Source organism: Streptomyces sp. NPDC057302 (assembly GCF_042667685.1).
Lineage (GTDB): Bacteria > Actinomycetota > Actinomycetes > Streptomycetales > Streptomycetaceae > Streptomyces.
This window is the reverse complement of record NZ_JBHUZJ010000089.1, coordinates 20,865-37,236: the sequence shown is the minus strand read 5'-3', so window position 1 is coordinate 37,236 and position 16,372 is coordinate 20,865. Positions and strand designations below refer to the sequence as shown.

The following is a 16,372-nucleotide window of genomic DNA, read 5'->3' as shown; positions in this document are numbered from 1 at the left end:
CTGCTCCGCAGACACGACGCGCCGCCGCTACGCGGCGGAAGAGACACAGCGCTCCGCGCTGCTGGCCGGCCACTCCGTGGCCGCCGTGGCCAACTCCGTCGGCCACGGCTCGAATCGCTCCGCGATTCGGCCTAGCGGGAATCCGCTCCGCGGATTCCTTAAATCGCAGCTAAGATAGGGGGTCTGACGGTCCGTCGTCTTCTTAACTCGGCGGTCCCGAGGTGGGGGACCCCCTCGCGACCTGAGCTGTGACGGTCGTACCGTTGGGCACTCTCCCAAGGTGCAGGAAGGTTCACCCTCTGGGTCTCATCGTAGCCAAGTTGGCGCCGTTCCTCTGCTCTTTGGATGCAGAAAAATCTAACTGATCTCCGGGAGATCGGGGCAGTCCTCCCCGGCCGTGCTGGAGGGTGCGGTCCAGTTCTCGCGGAGGATCTCTTGCATCAACTTACTTTGCTCTTCGGCTAGTTGATCGTCCTTATGCTTGGTGCGCGTCTTGGACAGCCACGGGCCGATCATGACGCGCTCGCCGTCCGCCTCGATCCACTCCCGGGCGCCGGGCGGTCGGCCGTGCCGCTCAACGAAGGCCCGGAGCAGCGTCGTGTGCTGCTCGAAGGAACGGCGGCGCCGTGGACCGGTGGACGGGATAGCGGCCTTGGGGGTGGAGAGCTGGATCTGGCCGGGGGTCAGGCCGAGGCGGGTGAGGAGATCGCGTTGGCCGGGGTCGAGCTGGGACCAGGTAGTGAACTGGCGGTGTAGCCAGGATCCGGCTTTCACTCCGCCGACCATCGTGTCGCGGCGCAGCGTGGCTGGGTGGTTGCCGGCCTCGATGTGGTGGTGCAGGAGGTGGTATTTGCGGTGCCAGTCCGGGCCGTACGGAAGCGTCCAGGTGGGGTCGAGGGCGGTGAGTTGGGCTTCGCGGTCGGGGTTGAGGAGTTGTTTGCGGGCGAGGCCGCGGCAGTTGACGAGGAACTGGCCGCCGGGGGCGGTGGCGGGGATGGCGAGGTGGCCGTGTTCTTCTTGGAAGGCTTCGAGGGTGGCCAGGTTGGCTTGCCAGGCGGCTTCGTTGTCGTCCCAGACCATGCCGAGGTCTTCGAGTTCGGAGATCCAGCCGGAGTCGAGAGCGCCCTGATGGTAGGCGGTGCGTTGCCCGGTGATGAAGGCGCCGAGGCGGTAGCCGTAGGCGTCTTCGAAGTCGGCGGGGACGCGTAGGTGATGGTGTTCTTCGTGGTAGCGGATGGCGGCGGCCAATCCGGCGCGGCGGGGTTGGGAGAGGGCTGCGCCGGTGGCGGGCCAGGCGATGAGGTCCATTGTGCGGGCGATGTGTTCAGGGTCGAGGGTGAAGTCGAAGCGGAAGCGGCGCGCGAGGAGTCGGTGGGTGTCGCGGTCCAGGCGGTGCTTGGTGTTCTTTCTGGGGGCGCGGGTGGCGATGGTCTGGTCGTGGCGGCGTAGGGCTGCGGTGACGAGCCACAGCGCCTCGTAGGGGGTGCCCAGGAGGTCGGTGGGGTCGGCGCCGGGCGGGATGTGGGCGGGGATGACCAGGCTGGCTGTCTTGTGGTCGACGGTCGGGGGCTTGCGCAGGGCGCGGCCGAGGGACTGGACGATGCGGCGCACGCTGGCGGTGCGGTCGGCGAAGACGACGGCGTCCACGGCCGGCAGGTCGATACCCTCGCCCAGGACCTGGGCGTTGGTCAGGATGCCGTGGTTGGCGGTGATGAAGCGGCCCTGGATCTTCTGGCGCTGGTCGGGGGTGTGGGTGCCGTTGATCGACTGCACGACCAGGTCCGCGGCCCAGGCGGGGCGCTGCTCTTTGCGGAGGGTGCGCAGGGTGTGGGCGAACTGGCGGGCGAAGTCGGCTGCGTCGGCGACCTGCTGGAAGTAGACGATCACATGGTGGAGGTCGTGGTCGTTCATGGCCTTGAGGACGGCCAGGTGCAGCGCTGTGGTCCGTCGGGCGTTGGGGCCGAAGCTGGTGCGCAGGTCTGGGTCGGTCAGGACGGTGCGCAGGTCGGTGTCGGTGACTGTGGGGATGAGGAGCTGGTAGTCGGCCAGGACGCCGTCGTCGATGGCGTCGGCGTGGGAGTAGGTGTGCAGGCGTTTCCCGAAAACCTTGGGGTCGTCCATGGAGGCGATCAGTGAGGGGGCCTCCCACGCAGGCGCGGTCGCGGCGGTGCGCTTTGGTTGGGGGCGCTGGTCCGGGGCTTCGGCCAGGCGGGGGGCTTCCCACTCGTAGGGGGTGGCGGTCAGGTAGAGACGGCGGTCGGCAGGGATGCGCTGGTTGTCGTGCAGGGTCGTCCAGTGTTTGTCCCAGCTGCCTGCGGTGCGGTGCGCCTCGTCCACGATCAGCAGATCGAAGACGGGTGCGGGGAAGGAGGAGCGCTGGGTCTCCTCGATCCGGGGCAGGGAGTCCAGGGTGACGAACACGGTCGCCGTCTCGTGCCGACTAAGCCAGTACGCCAGGAACGCACCCGAACCCGTACTCACCGCTCCCGCCTTTGCGAGCAGGGGATGCTTGTCCGCGCGCAGCGAGGAGATGGCCATCAGCGGCTCTGTGCGGCCGTCCGCGCGAGCGGCCTGGGCCCACTGGCCGATCAGGTCCAGAGACGGTACGGCGATGAGGAGACGGGCGGTATCTAGCTCCTCGGCGGTGCGCAGCGCGATCAGCGTCTTGCCGGTGCCGCACGCGGAGACCATGTGGCCGCGCGCACCCGGCTTCCTCAGCCCGCGTACCCCGCTGTCCACCGCCGCCTGCTGATCCGGCCGCAGCACCCGACGGGGGGTGTTGGGGTGAGAGGCGGGGCGCGGGGCCGCGGGCTGGGGACTGGGGCTTGGGGGCATCACCATGGATAACCTCGGGCTCACGGCGGCACGGTCGTGCCCATCCTCCCTCACTCGGCACAGGCTGTGCGGGGGTATCTCAGGGTGGTGTGGTGCCGGGTTGATACGGGACGGGTACTGGTGGGGTGGTGGCGGGTACGGTCTGTTCGGCGAGTTTGCGGTAGCCGGTCGTAGTGAGGGAGCGCCAGGCGCGGTAGAAGCCGAAGGCGGTCGCTGCGCCGAGGGCGGTGGTAGCGCCCAGGATGAATGGGCGGTGCTCGAAGGAGTAGCGCAGCATGGTCAGGTCTGCGGTGAGGGTCAGGGCCATGGTGTTGAAAAGCCATCCGCGGCAGATGCGCATGCGGGAGCGTGTGTAGTCCGCCCGGGCGGCCAGGACCGGGAAGTCTGCCAAGCGCAGGCGTGCTTGGGTGTAGGCGGCGGTGGTCGAGAAGAAGTGGGTACGCAGGCGGCGGCGGTGAGGTGTGAGGGCCGTGTCGGCAGCCCGGTCGATGAGGATGCCGAGGGCGTAGGCGACGGCGAGTCCTACTGCGGCAGTCGCTGATGAGCCCGCTATCGGGGCGAGCTTGGCGGTGGTGGCTGGGCCTATGAGTGCGATAAGGAGCAGTACAGCCGCGGTGAGCGTGCCGATGCCGACGACGAGGACCTCGACGAACATGGCGGTGGCAGCCGCAAGAGCTGGGGGCTGTGGTTGTGCTTGGTTGGTCATAGGGCAACCCCCCAGATCTGTGCCATGTCGGTGAGCATGCTGTCCGGTAGCTCGCTGTGCTTCCAGGCAATGTGAAGGTCGAACCGCGAGCGGACATTGGACAGCCGTTCAAAGATGATCAAGCTTTCGGGCTGGCTGGCCAGCAGGTAGCGCCCGTGCTCAAGGAAGAGGGCGCTGGTGGGGCCGTAATGGGTGTAGTTCCGTTCGAGTCGCTCGCGGAAGCGTTCAGTGAACTGAGTTAACTGCTCGCTGTAGGTGGCGGTGTCGTCGATGGTCTGGGCCAGGACTTCGATGACGTCGTGGGAGAGGTCTGTGCTGTAGGGGTGGTCGGTGAAGGTGCGGTAGACCTGTTCGGCAATGTCGAGGAGTTGGTTACTGCGGGCGAGTTCGGGGTGCTTGGCCATGGCTTCTACCCCCCGTTCGACCTCGAGGTCGAATAGTTCGACCAGGGCAATCAGACGGTACAGCGAGCGTCTGACATCGGGGGGTGCGTCCTTGCCGGGCTTGTAGAGGAGCTTGTGGGACATGCGTGACCACAGGTCGACTGCCTCAGTGCGCAGTTGGATCTCGCAGTCGTACGGGACACCGTCGGGGTCCTCTTGCCCGCCGACCATGGCCGCTTGGATGTGCAGGCGGGGGTAGCGCAGGCGGTCCTCGTCGCCGGGAGTGTCTCGGTCGTCCTCTACCCACCGGACGTCGAGGCACTTTTTGATCATTTCCAGGGCAGGGTCGAGCAGACCGCTGTGGGGCACGATGACGCGTAGGCCGGCCTTGTCGGTGATTTCCTTCCAGGGGTCGGTGTAGCCCTTGCGGTATATCTTCGTGTTGAAGCTGCTGACCTCCTTGGCGCGGGCGGTCACCTCGCAGGGGATCCCGTGGAGGGCGGTGTGGTGCTCCACGTGCGCCTTGGTCGCCTCGGCCGCCTCTTCGATGCGGGGTCGTTCGTGTTGGTAGCGCTGGAAGGCCTCATCGGCGCTCAGGGGCATGGCTGCCTCAGCCGGGTGTTGGGGAGGGCGCCGCGGAACGTCACGTCTGGGCCGGTGGGAGCGCGTGTCCATTGTGGGCAGGTGTGGCCTGTTTGGGGAGGGCGTGGATTGTCTCGAATCCAGGAAGTGTCTCGGCCTGGGTGGGGAGCTCATGGCGCTGCGCGGGTGGTTTGGGAGGGCGGCCCGCTGTTGCTCCGCTGCTGGTCTTGGTGACGGTCGAGGTGACGGTCACCGTCGTCCGGCCGTCGCCGAGGTCCTCTACTTGGATGGTTCCGTCCTGCATGGCTTCTACCGGGGCGACGAGGAAGGCACCGTTGGACAGGTCCACTCGCATCTTCTGGAGCCTGTTGCTGATGAGCTCGGTGTTCTTCTCGAAGGTGCCGATAGGGACGTCGTTCTCAGCGAGGAATGCGGCAAGGTCGGCTTGGTGCGCGTCGCGCAAGTGGGTGCGGATGAACTCCGTGGGGTCCAGTGTCGGGGTGGGACTCTGGAGCTCGACCATGGTGGCCAGGACGTAGTTCATACGGGTGTCTGAGTCCGTGCTGCGGCTGTTGACCCAGTTCATGGCGGTGTCGTGGAAGCGGCGGGTCAGTTCCCTGGGGTCGTTTTGGTGCCGACAGCCCAGGAACTTTTCGAGGAAGAAGCGGGCCACGTCCTTGCCCGATGTCTGGGGGTCTGCAGCCCATCCCTGAAGCCCTGGTTCAGCCAGCCCCTCTTCGGAGAAGAGGGCCACTTTGTACACCTTGGATTTCTGGGTGAGCAGGAGGTCATCGAGGTACTGCATGGCGAAGGTGCGCAGGCCGTCGGTGACGATCTCGTTGGTCTGCATGCCGGTCTCGTGCTCGAGTTTGACCATCAGCAGCGCCTGCTGGCCGTCCAGGCGGGCGGAGGCGACCAGGAGGAGCCCGGCCGGGCTGTTTCCTCCTTGGCTGTCGCGCAGTGCGTGTGCCAGCTCCCCGGAGACTTGGACGAGGTTCTGTTCGCCGCCGAGGAAGGCGCGGACCGCGTCGGGCAGGGGGGACTTGAGTTCCGGGTCCTCGATGACCTCGCGCCCCAGGCGGGCAAAAACGTCACGCAGTTTGCCCTGGAGTTCGTAGCGCACGTCTTCGTCCAGGCGGCAGAACGTCTGGCTGAGCTGGAGCAGAGGGAGCTCCTCGTCCTGGGCACGCTTGGGCACTATGTGGACAATGGCCTGGTCCACGACGAGGTCCCCGAAGTCGGTCCGCACTGCCCACCCCACGCATCCCGCCCGCACCCCCGTAGGCCGGACGCACTGTCGCCAGGCGAGGCCCGGAGCGGAGTTGGCCCCGTTCCGCGGCGTACGCCCGTGCGGTATCACCTGGCCTGCGGCAAGTCAGGCCAGTTCCGGGCCTGCTCGTGTCACGTGCCAACAATTGTGTCGCTCATCGTAACGGGGCGTGCAGAGGCCACGGTCGGGATACCGGGAGTGGTGGCTGAACTTCAATGGCCGGCCAGGGCATGTGTGAGCTGGCTGTGCCGGGATCGGCACAGAGGAGGATCTTCTATGGGCCTGTCCTGCGAAGCTGAGTAGTGGTTGAAGCGGCCGGGGCGAACTCCAGACCAGGCGGGCTTATCACCACATGGAGAAGGCATGCATGGTCGCGGTGACTGCTGCCGCCTCGCGCCTAGAGTGTCGTGTCAGGTGGTTCCAGGATCGGGTTCCAGGCGAACCAGCCCAAGTTCTCGTCGCCCAGTTCCCACGGAGATTCCAGCAGCAGTTTCCGGATTGCCCCGAGGTCCGCGGTGACGGGAGCGGGGGCGGGGCCGATACGGGTCATCAGGTCACCCCATTCGTGCAGGAAATCCTCGTCCTCGCCGCGCAGTCGGCGCATCGCCGCTTCTACGCAGGCAGGCCATTTCGGCATACCGTAGTGGCGGCTGCTGGTCCCGATGCGGGGAGCGCCAGCGAAGACGAGGAAGTCGTCCGGCGGTAGTCGCTTCTCGAAGTGCCTGAACATGTCTATGTACTGTTTCACCTGTTTCTTGATCTCTCCGAGAAATCCCCAGCCGAAGTCCTTCAGAGTCCCCTCGCATCCCGGCCAGACCATGTCCCGGTCCAGGATCAGGTCCTCCAGTGCGTAAAGACGGAACGGGTCGTCGGAGCCCAGGACGTCGAACGCCTGCCGGGTGAGCCAGGTGTTGCGGGCGAACATCGTCCCGTCGGGCAATGCCTTGCGTCGGCTGGTGGGTCGAGAGGCGTGCGCGTCCTCGATCGGACCGTTGCGCCAGACGGACAGGACGAGACCGTGGGCCGCCGCCCACCGCAGTCCGTCCTGCGTCTCGAAGACACCCATTTCCTCAAGGCGCTGCCGCGCCCAGTCCAGTGTGTCCTGGATGTCCTCGTCCACCGGCTGCCTCTCCCCCATGGTTCTCCGCACTCCTCGATTCGAATCTTCGGTGTTCCTGTACAGCCGCGCGGTGCAGTGCCTGCGAGAATTCAGTCCAGGCCGGTCCCCGGCGCCTGGGTGCCACTTTCTCTCGTAGTCACGCCGTCCGCCGGGCCGCTCTCAGGCGGGCCGGACCGCTGGAAGGCTGCGCTGAGCGCGTGCAGTTCGGCACGGCGAGCCCGTATGAGCTCCTCTGGCTGGCGCAGAGCGGTGTCCAGGAGCCACACGCCACGGCGGAACGGCTGAAAGCCGATGCTCTCCCACAGTGCGGCGACCTTCTTCTTCACCTGACGGCGATATGCCTCGGTGATCTGCCCACGGTCTTCGGGGTACTCACCCATGGCCGGATAGACCGCGACCGCGCAGCAGCCCCCGGACAGACGGCGGATCGCTTCGGCCGCCAGAGCCGGGCCCAGTCCGAAGCCCCTCCACGCCTTGTCGAGGCTGACGCGGTCGAGGAGCAGCAGATCGCCGACAGGATGAGTGACCGCTTTCTCGAACGCAGCGCTATAGCCGTCGCGTCCGGATCGGCCCAGGACAGCGGAAGCAATGACCTCGAGATCGCCGGACTCGGCGTCCGCCGCCTCCCATCGGTTGTCGCCGGTGTAGTCACGCAGCCTCCACAGGATGAGGTGCCCGACCTCGGTACCCGCAGCCGGAGCGTGGCTGTCCCCGTCCTCTTCGTCGCCCCACTACTCGTCGCCCGCCTGCCCGTAGGTGACCGCGACGTACCAGGATTCCAGCGTGTCCTCAAAGTCGTAGGGCACCGCAGGGTGTCCGTGACCGTAGTGGAGGTGAAGACGGGCGGGGTCGCCCGGGAGCTCGGTGACCGGCCGTTTGGGCCTCGCTGATGTCATGGCAGAGAGACTAGAAGCGGGCACTGACACCGCACCGGGAAACGGGAATCCAGGGGGCGAGCGCGGTGAGGCCAGGGGCCGGTCACTGGTAGAGGAAGTCTGTCCAGCACACCTGGAGTCCGGCGACCAGGGTGACGGCGGTGTCCGCTGCCTCTTGGTGGCCGAGGGGCGGAAGAGGGTGTCCGCCGTCGCGTCTTCGTCGACAAGCTCGGCCGGGCCTTCACCACCAACGAGTACGCGGGCCGCTCGCACGCCGTGCCGGGCACTCGCACACGTAGCCCAGCGGGCACGCAACTGGCGGGCGCCCCTGAAATGCGACAGGGGCCGGATCCTCTAATGGATCCGGCCCCTGCTCGGCAGTAGCGGGGACAGGATTTGAACCTGCGACCTCTGGGTTATGAGCCCAGCGAGCTACCGAGCTGCTCCACCCCGCGTCGGTGACGCCAACCGTACGCCATCCTGCGAGGTCCGTAGACCACCTCCGGCCAGGGGCTATGCAGCGAAGCCGACGTTGGTGCAGTACTCGTACGCTCCGTACTGGGATCCCAGATCAGGCAGGATGTCGTCGGTCCAGGCCGCGTCCAAGCCGTGGTGGTCACCGGCCGCCCACGCGCCGACGATCCGGTCCCAGCGGCGCACGTTCATGTGCCGGAAGGGAACGTCGCGCTGCAGCGGGCGGGCGACGCCGGACTGGTTGAGGGGGTGGATCTCCACCCTGGTGCCGCCGTTCGCGTTGAGGCGCTTGAGCAGGTGCCGGGCCACGTTCTGTCGGCGCACCACCCGGTAGGCATCGTCGATCTTCTTCAGGTTCTTCCCCGAGGGGTGGCGCTTGCCCTCCAGCCACGCCTTGAGCGTGCGGTCGGTCACCGTCAGCCCGGCATCCTTCGCGGCCTGACGGGCGTGGTCGGACCTCGTCAGATAGTTCAGGCGCGCCATCAGACCGCGCTTCGCCGTGACGGGGGTGGCGATGCCGCCGGCGAGGTCGTCGAGCTTCCGCCCGACGAGTTCGCTTCCCCTGACGCCGCTCGCGCCGAACCTTCCGAAGTCGCTGTTCCTCTCCGGCATCTACTGCTCCTCCCCCATCGTGTCGATGCCCGCGGTGTAGAGGTCTTTAACCTTGACCTCGGTAACCCCGCGGCCTTCGGGAAAGACACGGCGCCAGTCGCCGATGACGTGGAGTTCGTCGGTGCCCATCGCGCGGACGACGGCGAGTCCTTCGTCGTGGGCTTTGAGCGCCTTCATCCAGAGGTTGGCGAAGGCCTGGGAGCGGATGATGTGCATCCAGTCCGGCCGATACAGCTCCCGGTTGTAGTTCGACTCCCCCATGGTGGAGACGAACTTCGAGTACATCGCCTTCACGTACTCCAGGGTGACCGCGTCGCCGTCGGCGATGCCGGTGTCGCGGGCGTCCTTGAGCGTGATGCGGAACTTCTCCAGCAGGTTCTCCGTCGCCCCCGAAGTGTAGGATTCGTGGACTTCCGGCGCCTCGCACAGCCCGTACTTCGGGCTGGACAGGCGCAGCAGGAGACGCAGGGTGGGTTCGGTGACCCATAGGGGTCCGGGTTCGTCGCGCTCGCCGATCGGGTTGGGCAGCACGGCGTCGTACTCCCAGGCGGGTGGGGTGATCAGGTGGACTCCGGCGCGGCGGCGGTCGTGCGGCATGCCGGTGGTGTGCTCGAGCTGCCCGAGCGGCAGATGAGTCTTGAGGGCGGACAGATAGGCGCCGTTGATGTCCAGTGCCGTCACCTCATGAACGCCGGGCGGCAGTTCGGCGCGGGTCCACTTGGGGCGGGCCTCCCAGATCTGGTCCGCGCCCCGGGAGGTCTGCTTCTTCAGGATGTCGGGAATTGCGGGGTGGGCGATCACGTCGTATCTGGCGCCCTTGCGGGTCTCGTCCAGCAAGCGCATCGCGTCCCCGATCGCCTTCTTCAACAGCGCCGCGGTGGCCGCTTCCACATCGCCCTGGTGCTCGGCGAGCGCTCCCTCAACCGCCGCATGGATCAAGCCCACCGGGCCTGACGGCTCCTGGAATACCCGGCGGGCCGGGCCCTTGGCACGCTCCGACGGCTTCGAGGCCGGGGCGGACCGGTCGGCAACCGGGGCTGGCTGCGCCTCGACTGTGCTGTCCTGGCATTCGGCTGGGTCCAGGTGCTGAGCGAAGCCCTCCACCCGCCGCCCGGCCGGACGCCCGCACAGCACACACGGCTCCGGCACGGTGAGTACCTCGACTTCGTCCCCGCCCTCGGGCTCGGGCTCGGCCGCAGCGGCGGCATCCGCTGCGACGGGCTCGGCCGCAGTGGACTCCACCGCCGGCTCGGTTTCGGGCATGGTGTCGGCAGCGAGCTTGGCGCTCAACCCGTCCAGGAGGTAGGCGTACTTGACGCGCACCTCGCCGGCAGGATCCCGGCCAGCTTCCCAGGCGCTGACCGTGGAAGGGCTCACCCCGAGGGCGCGGGCAACCTGCGCCTTGGACAGCTGAGCCTGCTCGCGCAAAGCGCGGCGGGCCTGGGCGTCTGGGAGGTCGGTCTGCGGGCCGACAGAGGCGAGGAGCGAGTCGATCGCGTCGAAATCACTCACCGGAACGCTCCCTTCAGATGTAGGTGACGGGGTTGCGTGACAGGTGCGGACTCTTGGTGGCACGGCCGACACGGTCGTCGCCGCGCAGCAGCTCTCCCTGGAGGGCATAGCGGTTACCGTGCTTGGAGATCCCGGTGATCGTCGCCACGGCGAGGACAGTGCCTTCGGCGTTGATGATCTGGACCTCGTCCTGGGACAGCGCGCGGTCGGCGTTGAACTTCCAGATACCGCGGCCGGCCTGCCATGCCTCGTCCTCACTCATGCCAGAGCGCCATCCGATGGTCGACCGCCCGAGCATGTCGTCCGGACCCGCCTCACGCTCGGGACCGATCTGGATCTGCAACACCCGTCCGCCTCCCAGAACCTGAACTCTTCAACTTGTCACCAAGTTACCATCCGAGCGTGAAACTTCGCAACAAGTTTGGAAGTACCCAACTTAATTGGTTCCAGCACCTTCACTGCTCAGCCCCTCGACGCGAAGGAGGCACACGCCATGGCCAAGGCGTCAACGAAGTACTGCGCGGCATCCGCACCGGAACCTGCTCCACCTGCCACGAGGTCTCGGCCAGCTTGGACTTGGCGATCTTCTTGATCTCGCGCCGCTCGGGCAGCGTGAACGTCCTTGGACTGCCGCCTCGGTACCTGGGGTAGAGCGAGTCGAAGTTGTGGATCACGTTGCGGACCCGGTCCGGGCCGGTGAACGTGACCTCATCCATCTTGTCGGCGGGCATGCCCTGCGCGGACAGCGGCACCATACGGGCCCGCCGCGAGGTCACTACCGACCCGGTACCCCGGCGGATGATCCGCAACAGCCGCGCACCTTCGTCGTTATCGATCTCCCGTACCCGTTCAGCCACCAGAACGGCGTCGCCGATGCATGCCGCCCGGGACCTGAACCCAGACGGCGAGTCACAGCGGGGCGAACGATGCCTGATGCGGCACTACATGATCGACTCGGTGTTCAGACTGAGCGTGCGGCGAGTTGGTCCTCACCGCCGCTTGTGAGCTCCCTGACTCCAGCTCAGCGTTGTGATCGCCACCAGCGCCGGTGGCGCGCAGTCTCCCCGGCTTCAGAAATCGGCGTGGTCGGCGGAGCCGGCTGCACCCCGACCTCCACGTACAAAGGGGTTGCCACGATCATCCGGTGCCGCAGCCGCTCCGGCGGGAAGTTGCACAGCACGCGGGCATGCCCGCGCAGGTACCCGGGAGTCCGGTAGAAGTGAGAGATCATGGAGAAGGCGGACCTGGACGCGAACTCCTGATCGCTCAGCCTGGTCGAGGCCAGCGTCTCAGGAGACGTCGTGTCCCCACGTGTCTCTCGCTGGACCAGATCGGCTGCCATGGCATGCAGCCAATCCGACCCGGATCCCATCCTGGTCGGCGGATGATCACGGTGATCCCGTACATGCTGCTTCGAGCCGCAAAGCAGCAGCTCGATATTGGGGCAGAACTCACCATCGTGGTGTGGGCAGTGGCCCTCCTCTAGAGATGCATAGGCGAAGACGCCACGGTCGTGGAATCCGACGTCGCTGGCTGCGGCGCCATAGCGGAACGGGCCGCGGAACTCCAGCCAGGCATCGACGCCAAGGTGCCCGCACGCCGCGGGCTCCCATGAGCGCGCCCAGCACTGCTCCTCCAGATGCTCCAGAACGCGCTCCAGGCGTTCAACGGGCGTGCGCTCCCCGACCGCGCCCTCCCCCACAGCGACGCGACCGCCCGAACCCATCACATTGGCTTCGGCCTCAACGGCCCGATTCGTGAACCTCTTTCGTGGCCGCTCGTGAAAGTCATCGAGCTTCGCCATGGACAGATACTGCAGCTCCCGCATTCCCCCACCTCCGGATCGCTTTGTCGTCGTTGCCGGTCCCAGGATCAAGAACGAGCGAACCATGGGTCAGGACTGAACTACGCCCAGAAGATGAGAAAGCTCAGCTGCACAACTCACTGCTCTGCTTGATGATGGACCGCACGACCTTCTCGTACTGCTCCGCATGGGTTGGGCCTGCAGCGGCCCGCGCGAACACACTCCTGGTGAGGCTCTGGTTGACGCCATTCAGTGTGGTGAGTACCTCGGTAAGCGCAGTCAGGTGTTCGGGGACGGACGTCACCCTCACGGAATGGCCCATCGGCTCCGGTACGCGCCGCGGCCTGCTCTTCGTGCGTGGTGCGCTGCAGCGTGTGGGGTTTCGGGGAGCGGATGGCGTGCCAGGTTCAGGGGTGGTGCGATGGGCGTGCCCGATGGACTGTCGCGCAGGGGTTGTTGGCGACTGGGACGAGCGGGCCGGCCCGCTCGTGTCCGCGTGCATCCCGCGTGCGGTGGTGGCCTGGCGACGTCCCTTGCGCGACATCGTGTGGAACACCCGCGGGGCGGCCTGGGCGGGGCCCGTCCTCTTCGCAAAGTGTGAGCCAGCCCAGAGCAGTAAGCCGGGTCAGGATCTGCGAGACCGTGCTCTTCCCCAGATCGGCGAGTTCGCTAATCCTCACTCCCCAGAGCGGATCACCCTTTGACGCCGAGAGCAGCAGGCGCAGGACGTCAACTGTCGGGCGGGTCATGCGGAGTGCGGCGGTCCTCACATACGCCAGCACACCACCGCCAGTGCCGTTCGCCGTCGCACAGGACCTGCTCGAGTCCGTGTGGCCAGGGCCGTCCCGCCAGCCAGACGGTAGGAGTGGGAGCTTCGTGCACAGTACGGGCGTTGGCGGAAGTGTAGGAGGATCCGGTGCGGGCGCCCGCCGACGGGCGCTGCTCTTGCGGGCGTGTTCCTTGGGCATGACATGACTTCAAGTCCCGCCGCGCGCTGCCCCATGACCGCGGCGTCGAGTGACATGCGAGCAGTGGTGAAGCCTGCTGCACACCGTGCAGCTCGCGCATTTGATGCAGCCTCGCCGGAACTTGGTCCGGGCACCTTCGCCGCGAAAACAAGGGGCCGTTCATGGGGCGACCCCTCGGCGTGGGCCGATGCGCTCGGCCTGCCGCAAGGCTACAACTCCGCCTCCGGTCCCCAGGACCGGAGCCCGAAAGCCGACGCTCACCGAAGCCGACGAGGCAGTCACCCTCGCCGCACTGACCACCGGCGCCCGGGAAGTCGCCGCCGGTCTGGCGCGCATGCTCATCTCCCAGCACCCGCACTGGGCCGGATAGCGCCGCCTTCAGCACTGGAATACAGAACTCCAGCGGGAAAGGGCATCGGATCTGCTGGCTACCGGGCAAGATGATCTCGTGTTCACAGGGGTGGCGCCGCGCGTACGCCGACGCCGGTTGCAGGGGGTTGAAATGAGTCATACGCCGCAGGACACGGTCGTCCTGCCCCGCAGGATGAAGCATCTGACGGTCGACCGTCGCGGCTATCCAGTAATCGCAACGGTGGAACGCAGCCCCCGGGAGGTGAACTTCGGTTCTATCAACGAGCGGCGGAAGCTGGCACTGGCCACGTTCGACTGGTGCGCCGTGTGCGGGCTGCCCTTTGCCAACGAACTGCGCTGGCAAACGGTTCTCGAAAAAGGGCCGTTGCCCTCGACGGTCGTCAGCGGAGAGGCGCCAGTGCACGAGGTATGCGCACTGTACGCGGCTCAGGTCTGCCCCTACCTCTTCTCGTCCCGCTCACGGCTCGGGGATGAAGCCCGCAAGGGCATGGTGCGGGAGGGCGTGGTGCGATTCGCGGGATTCGAGGCGACCAGTGCGGTGACCGTGCATGAGTCGGGGCTGCAGCCCGGCGTTTACACCCTGCACTTCGAACACCGCGGACAGGCGGAGGAATTCTCCTATCACGAAGCCGACGAGGTTCGGGACCGGTTCGCCGAGGCCTTGGCATGCGAGGAGGAGCTGCCCGTCGCCGGCGGGGAGGACGTCCTCGTCCGGTTGTTCAACCGGGTCGACGACGATGGTGAGGGCGATGTCGTCACGGGAGCAGCGCTCGCCGCGGGGGCAGCCTTCGCGAAGGACATCTTCAAACTGCAGGGGTTGAATGCCTTCCAGGGCGAGCACTACCCCACCGTTGCCGGGCTGCTGCTGAGGGGGACCGAGCAGGAGATCCGCGAGTTCTCCGCGGGTGCACGCGATGAGGCATTCAGCGCCGTCGGCCCATGGGTGCTCGAACACGGCGGGAGGTTTCCCGTTCCGCTGCAGCGCTGGCGCACCCGTGGAGAGAGCATGGTCAGCCGCGGCCGACCGCACCCCCCGGAAGGCCCCGGCCGTAGCGTCGCCAAGAACGCGCCCTGCCCGTGCGGGTCAGGCCGCAAGGCCCGTCGATGCCACCCCGCGGGGACCTCCCCCAGTTGACAGCACCTGACGGACGCGGATTGTCACCCTGCTCGAGTCCACAGCACCGCGGGAAGACACAAGGACGGCTTCACTGTGAGCGGCCGGTCCTGACGCCCCAGACGATCCACACCAGAACGCCGCTCCTGCCGGCCGAGCCGCCGGAACGTACAGCCCGACGATCATCAGTTGACCCGTCTCCGCCGCAGCTCCACCCCCGCCGACGGCCCCAACGCCAACCAGAATTCTCACTACATCTGCGTCTCTCTCATTCAACATGCTGCACAGCAGGCCAGAACCTGCCTCAGCACACCGTCACCCTTCAAACTGAACCTCAGCAACTTGCTGCGCAGCAGGTCATAGAGACGAGTCAGCCGCAAGTGAACTGAGAATGCACACAAGAACCGGACAGTTGGGTCTTTCCATGAGGGGCAAGTGCTGTGTCATGCCGCCAGGCGGGTGCCGCGGCGCCAGATGGCACGGGTGTTGAGGGTGTCGCTGATGTTGCTGAGTGGGTCGCCGTCGACCAGCAGAAGGTCGGCGCGCAGTCCCTCGGCGATGCGGCCGCGGTCGCTGAGGTGGAAGCGGCGTGCTGTGCTCGCCGTGGCCGCGCGCAGGGCCCGTGCGGGGGTGAGGCCGGCCGCTACCAGGTACTGCAGTTCGTGGTGCAGGCTCGCCCCGTGTGCCAGGCCCCCGAAGAACGTCTCGGGCATGGAGACGTCGGTGCCGGCCAGCACGTCGACGCCGGCGGCGTCCAGTGCCCGCACGGTGTCGTACACGTCGTGGAGTTTGCCCTGCGGGTAGCGGTTGTAGCTGGAGCGCAGGGTCTGGTCCCACTTGCTGTCGAGGCGTGCGGCGACCCGGGGGTCGTCGGCGAGTTCGCCGCCGGTGTGTCCCATCATCGAGGCATTGAGAGTGATGCAGGGAATGACGAACATGCCCGCGTCCTTGATCATGCCGATGATCTCGGCGGTATGCGGCTGATCCATGAAGACGTGGGTGAGGCCGTCGGCGCCGGCTTCGGCGGCCATCCTGGTGGCCTCCGCGGTCAGCGCGTGGGCCACGGTCAGGGCGCCGTACTTCTTGGCTTCGGCGACCCCGGCGTTAACGGTGGCCTGGTCGAGCGCGGGCAGCCCGGGGTGCCCCTCCACGCTGCCGTCGTCGATCATGAACTTGATGAAGTCGGATCCGCGGGCGAGGAGCTGGGGCACGAAGGCTGCCGCTTCCTCGGGGGTGCTGGAGAACGGCATCAGGGGCATCACCGGGGGAAGGTCCCACTTCGGCCGGAACCCTTCCGGCATCAGCTCACTGGGGTGACCACCGGGCGGCGTGATGGCAAAGCCGGAAGAGCGCACGTCAGCCAGGGTGTCGTCGTCGGTGATAAGTCCCCGGTTCTCCCGGGTGTTCATCCCCTGCATCTCCAGTTCGGTTGTCACCCCGAACCGTAGGGCGAGCGCCAGGGAACCCGGAGCGGAGTGGACATGGGCGTCGATGAGTCCGGGCAGCAGTGTGGCGCCGCTGCCGTCGACGATCTCGCTGCCCTCGGGAGCGTCGCCACCGATGCGGGCGATCCTCCCGCCGTCGATGACCACGGTCTGCGCGCCTACCGTCTTCTCTCCGTCGAAGATCTGCGCGTTGGTGATCGCGGTGAGCGCCATGGCAGTCCGCCTCTTTCCTCGTTCGTTTCAGATTTACATACCTGATGCTATGCACTTGTCTAGTGGTATGCAAATGTGCGGGCCGGG

Annotated in this window: 13 protein-coding genes, 1 tRNA gene and 1 pseudogene; 3 read left to right on the top strand and 12 right to left on the bottom strand. The window is 66.9% G+C overall.

What is annotated here, in order from left to right; translation table 11 throughout:
* Positions 1-357: 357 nt before the first annotated feature.
* The 5 genes from ACFUPX_RS37980 to ACFUPX_RS37960 form a co-directional block, all read right to left on the bottom strand.
* Positions 358-2,835, bottom strand: a complete 2,478-nt coding sequence (locus tag ACFUPX_RS37980; RefSeq protein WP_383333153.1) for a Helicase associated domain protein — start codon at positions 2,833-2,835, stop codon at positions 358-360.
* 79 nt (positions 2,836-2,914) lie between these two features.
* The gene (locus tag ACFUPX_RS37975) at positions 2,915-3,541 is read right to left on the bottom strand and encodes a hypothetical protein (RefSeq protein ID WP_383333151.1); all 627 of its coding nucleotides are present in this window, start codon (positions 3,539-3,541) and stop codon (positions 2,915-2,917) included.
* Positions 3,538-4,527, bottom strand: a complete 990-nt coding sequence (locus tag ACFUPX_RS37970; RefSeq protein WP_383333149.1) for a hypothetical protein — start codon at positions 4,525-4,527, stop codon at positions 3,538-3,540. The genes ACFUPX_RS37975 and ACFUPX_RS37970 overlap by 4 nt, the downstream gene beginning before the upstream one ends.
* Before the next feature lie 40 nt (positions 4,528-4,567).
* The gene (locus ACFUPX_RS37965; protein ID WP_383333155.1) at positions 4,568-5,704 is read right to left on the bottom strand and encodes a nucleoid-associated protein; all 1,137 of its coding nucleotides are present in this window, start codon (positions 5,702-5,704) and stop codon (positions 4,568-4,570) included.
* A gap of 469 nt (positions 5,705-6,173) precedes the next feature.
* A complete protein-coding gene (locus ACFUPX_RS37960; RefSeq protein ID WP_383333147.1) occupies positions 6,174-6,914 on the bottom strand; it encodes a hypothetical protein in 741 nt (246 codons plus the stop codon).
* Positions 6,915-7,093: 179 nt separating this feature from the next.
* Here ACFUPX_RS37960 and ACFUPX_RS37955 point away from each other — a divergent pair, with 179 nt between their 5' ends.
* Positions 7,094-7,786 carry a hypothetical protein gene (locus ACFUPX_RS37955; RefSeq protein WP_383333145.1) on the top strand — a complete coding sequence of 231 codons (693 nt, stop codon included), beginning with the start codon at positions 7,094-7,096 and terminating at the stop codon, positions 7,784-7,786.
* A 366-nt stretch (positions 7,787-8,152) separates the two neighbouring features.
* Here the strand turns inward: ACFUPX_RS37955 and ACFUPX_RS37950 are convergent.
* The 6 genes and pseudogenes from ACFUPX_RS37950 to ACFUPX_RS37925 form a co-directional block, all read right to left on the bottom strand.
* A tRNA-Met gene (locus ACFUPX_RS37950) sits at positions 8,153-8,226 on the bottom strand.
* A gap of 58 nt (positions 8,227-8,284) precedes the next feature.
* Entirely contained in the window at positions 8,285-8,857 is a 573-nt protein-coding gene (locus ACFUPX_RS37945; protein WP_383333143.1) for a helix-turn-helix domain-containing protein, read from the bottom strand.
* Positions 8,858-10,369: a helix-turn-helix domain-containing protein gene (locus tag ACFUPX_RS37940; RefSeq protein WP_383333141.1), complete on the bottom strand. Its 1,512-nt coding sequence runs from the start codon at positions 10,367-10,369 to the stop codon at positions 8,858-8,860.
* Positions 10,370-10,382: 13 nt separating this feature from the next.
* A complete protein-coding gene (locus tag ACFUPX_RS37935) occupies positions 10,383-10,715 on the bottom strand; it encodes a hypothetical protein (protein ID WP_383333139.1) in 333 nt (110 codons plus the stop codon).
* 214 nt (positions 10,716-10,929) lie between these two features.
* Positions 10,930-11,226, bottom strand: a pseudogene (locus ACFUPX_RS37930) (helix-turn-helix domain-containing protein); the annotation flags it as partial.
* A gap of 164 nt (positions 11,227-11,390) precedes the next feature.
* Positions 11,391-12,197, bottom strand: a complete 807-nt coding sequence (locus ACFUPX_RS37925; RefSeq protein ID WP_383333137.1) for an SAVMC3_10250 family protein — start codon at positions 12,195-12,197, stop codon at positions 11,391-11,393.
* A gap of 1,131 nt (positions 12,198-13,328) precedes the next feature.
* Here ACFUPX_RS37925 and ACFUPX_RS37920 point away from each other — a divergent pair.
* Positions 13,329-13,511 (top strand): hypothetical protein, encoded by a 183-nt coding sequence (locus ACFUPX_RS37920; protein ID WP_383333135.1) that lies wholly within the window; start codon positions 13,329-13,331, stop codon positions 13,509-13,511.
* Positions 13,512-13,643: 132 nt separating this feature from the next.
* Complete coding sequence (locus ACFUPX_RS37915; RefSeq protein WP_383333133.1) at positions 13,644-14,648, top strand: YecA family protein; 1,005 nt, start codon at positions 13,644-13,646, stop codon at positions 14,646-14,648.
* A 422-nt stretch (positions 14,649-15,070) separates the two neighbouring features.
* Here the strand turns inward: ACFUPX_RS37915 and ACFUPX_RS37910 are convergent, their stop codons facing one another.
* Entirely contained in the window at positions 15,071-16,285 is a 1,215-nt protein-coding gene (locus ACFUPX_RS37910) for an amidohydrolase family protein (RefSeq protein WP_383333131.1), read from the bottom strand.
* Positions 16,286-16,372 lie beyond the last annotated feature (87 nt).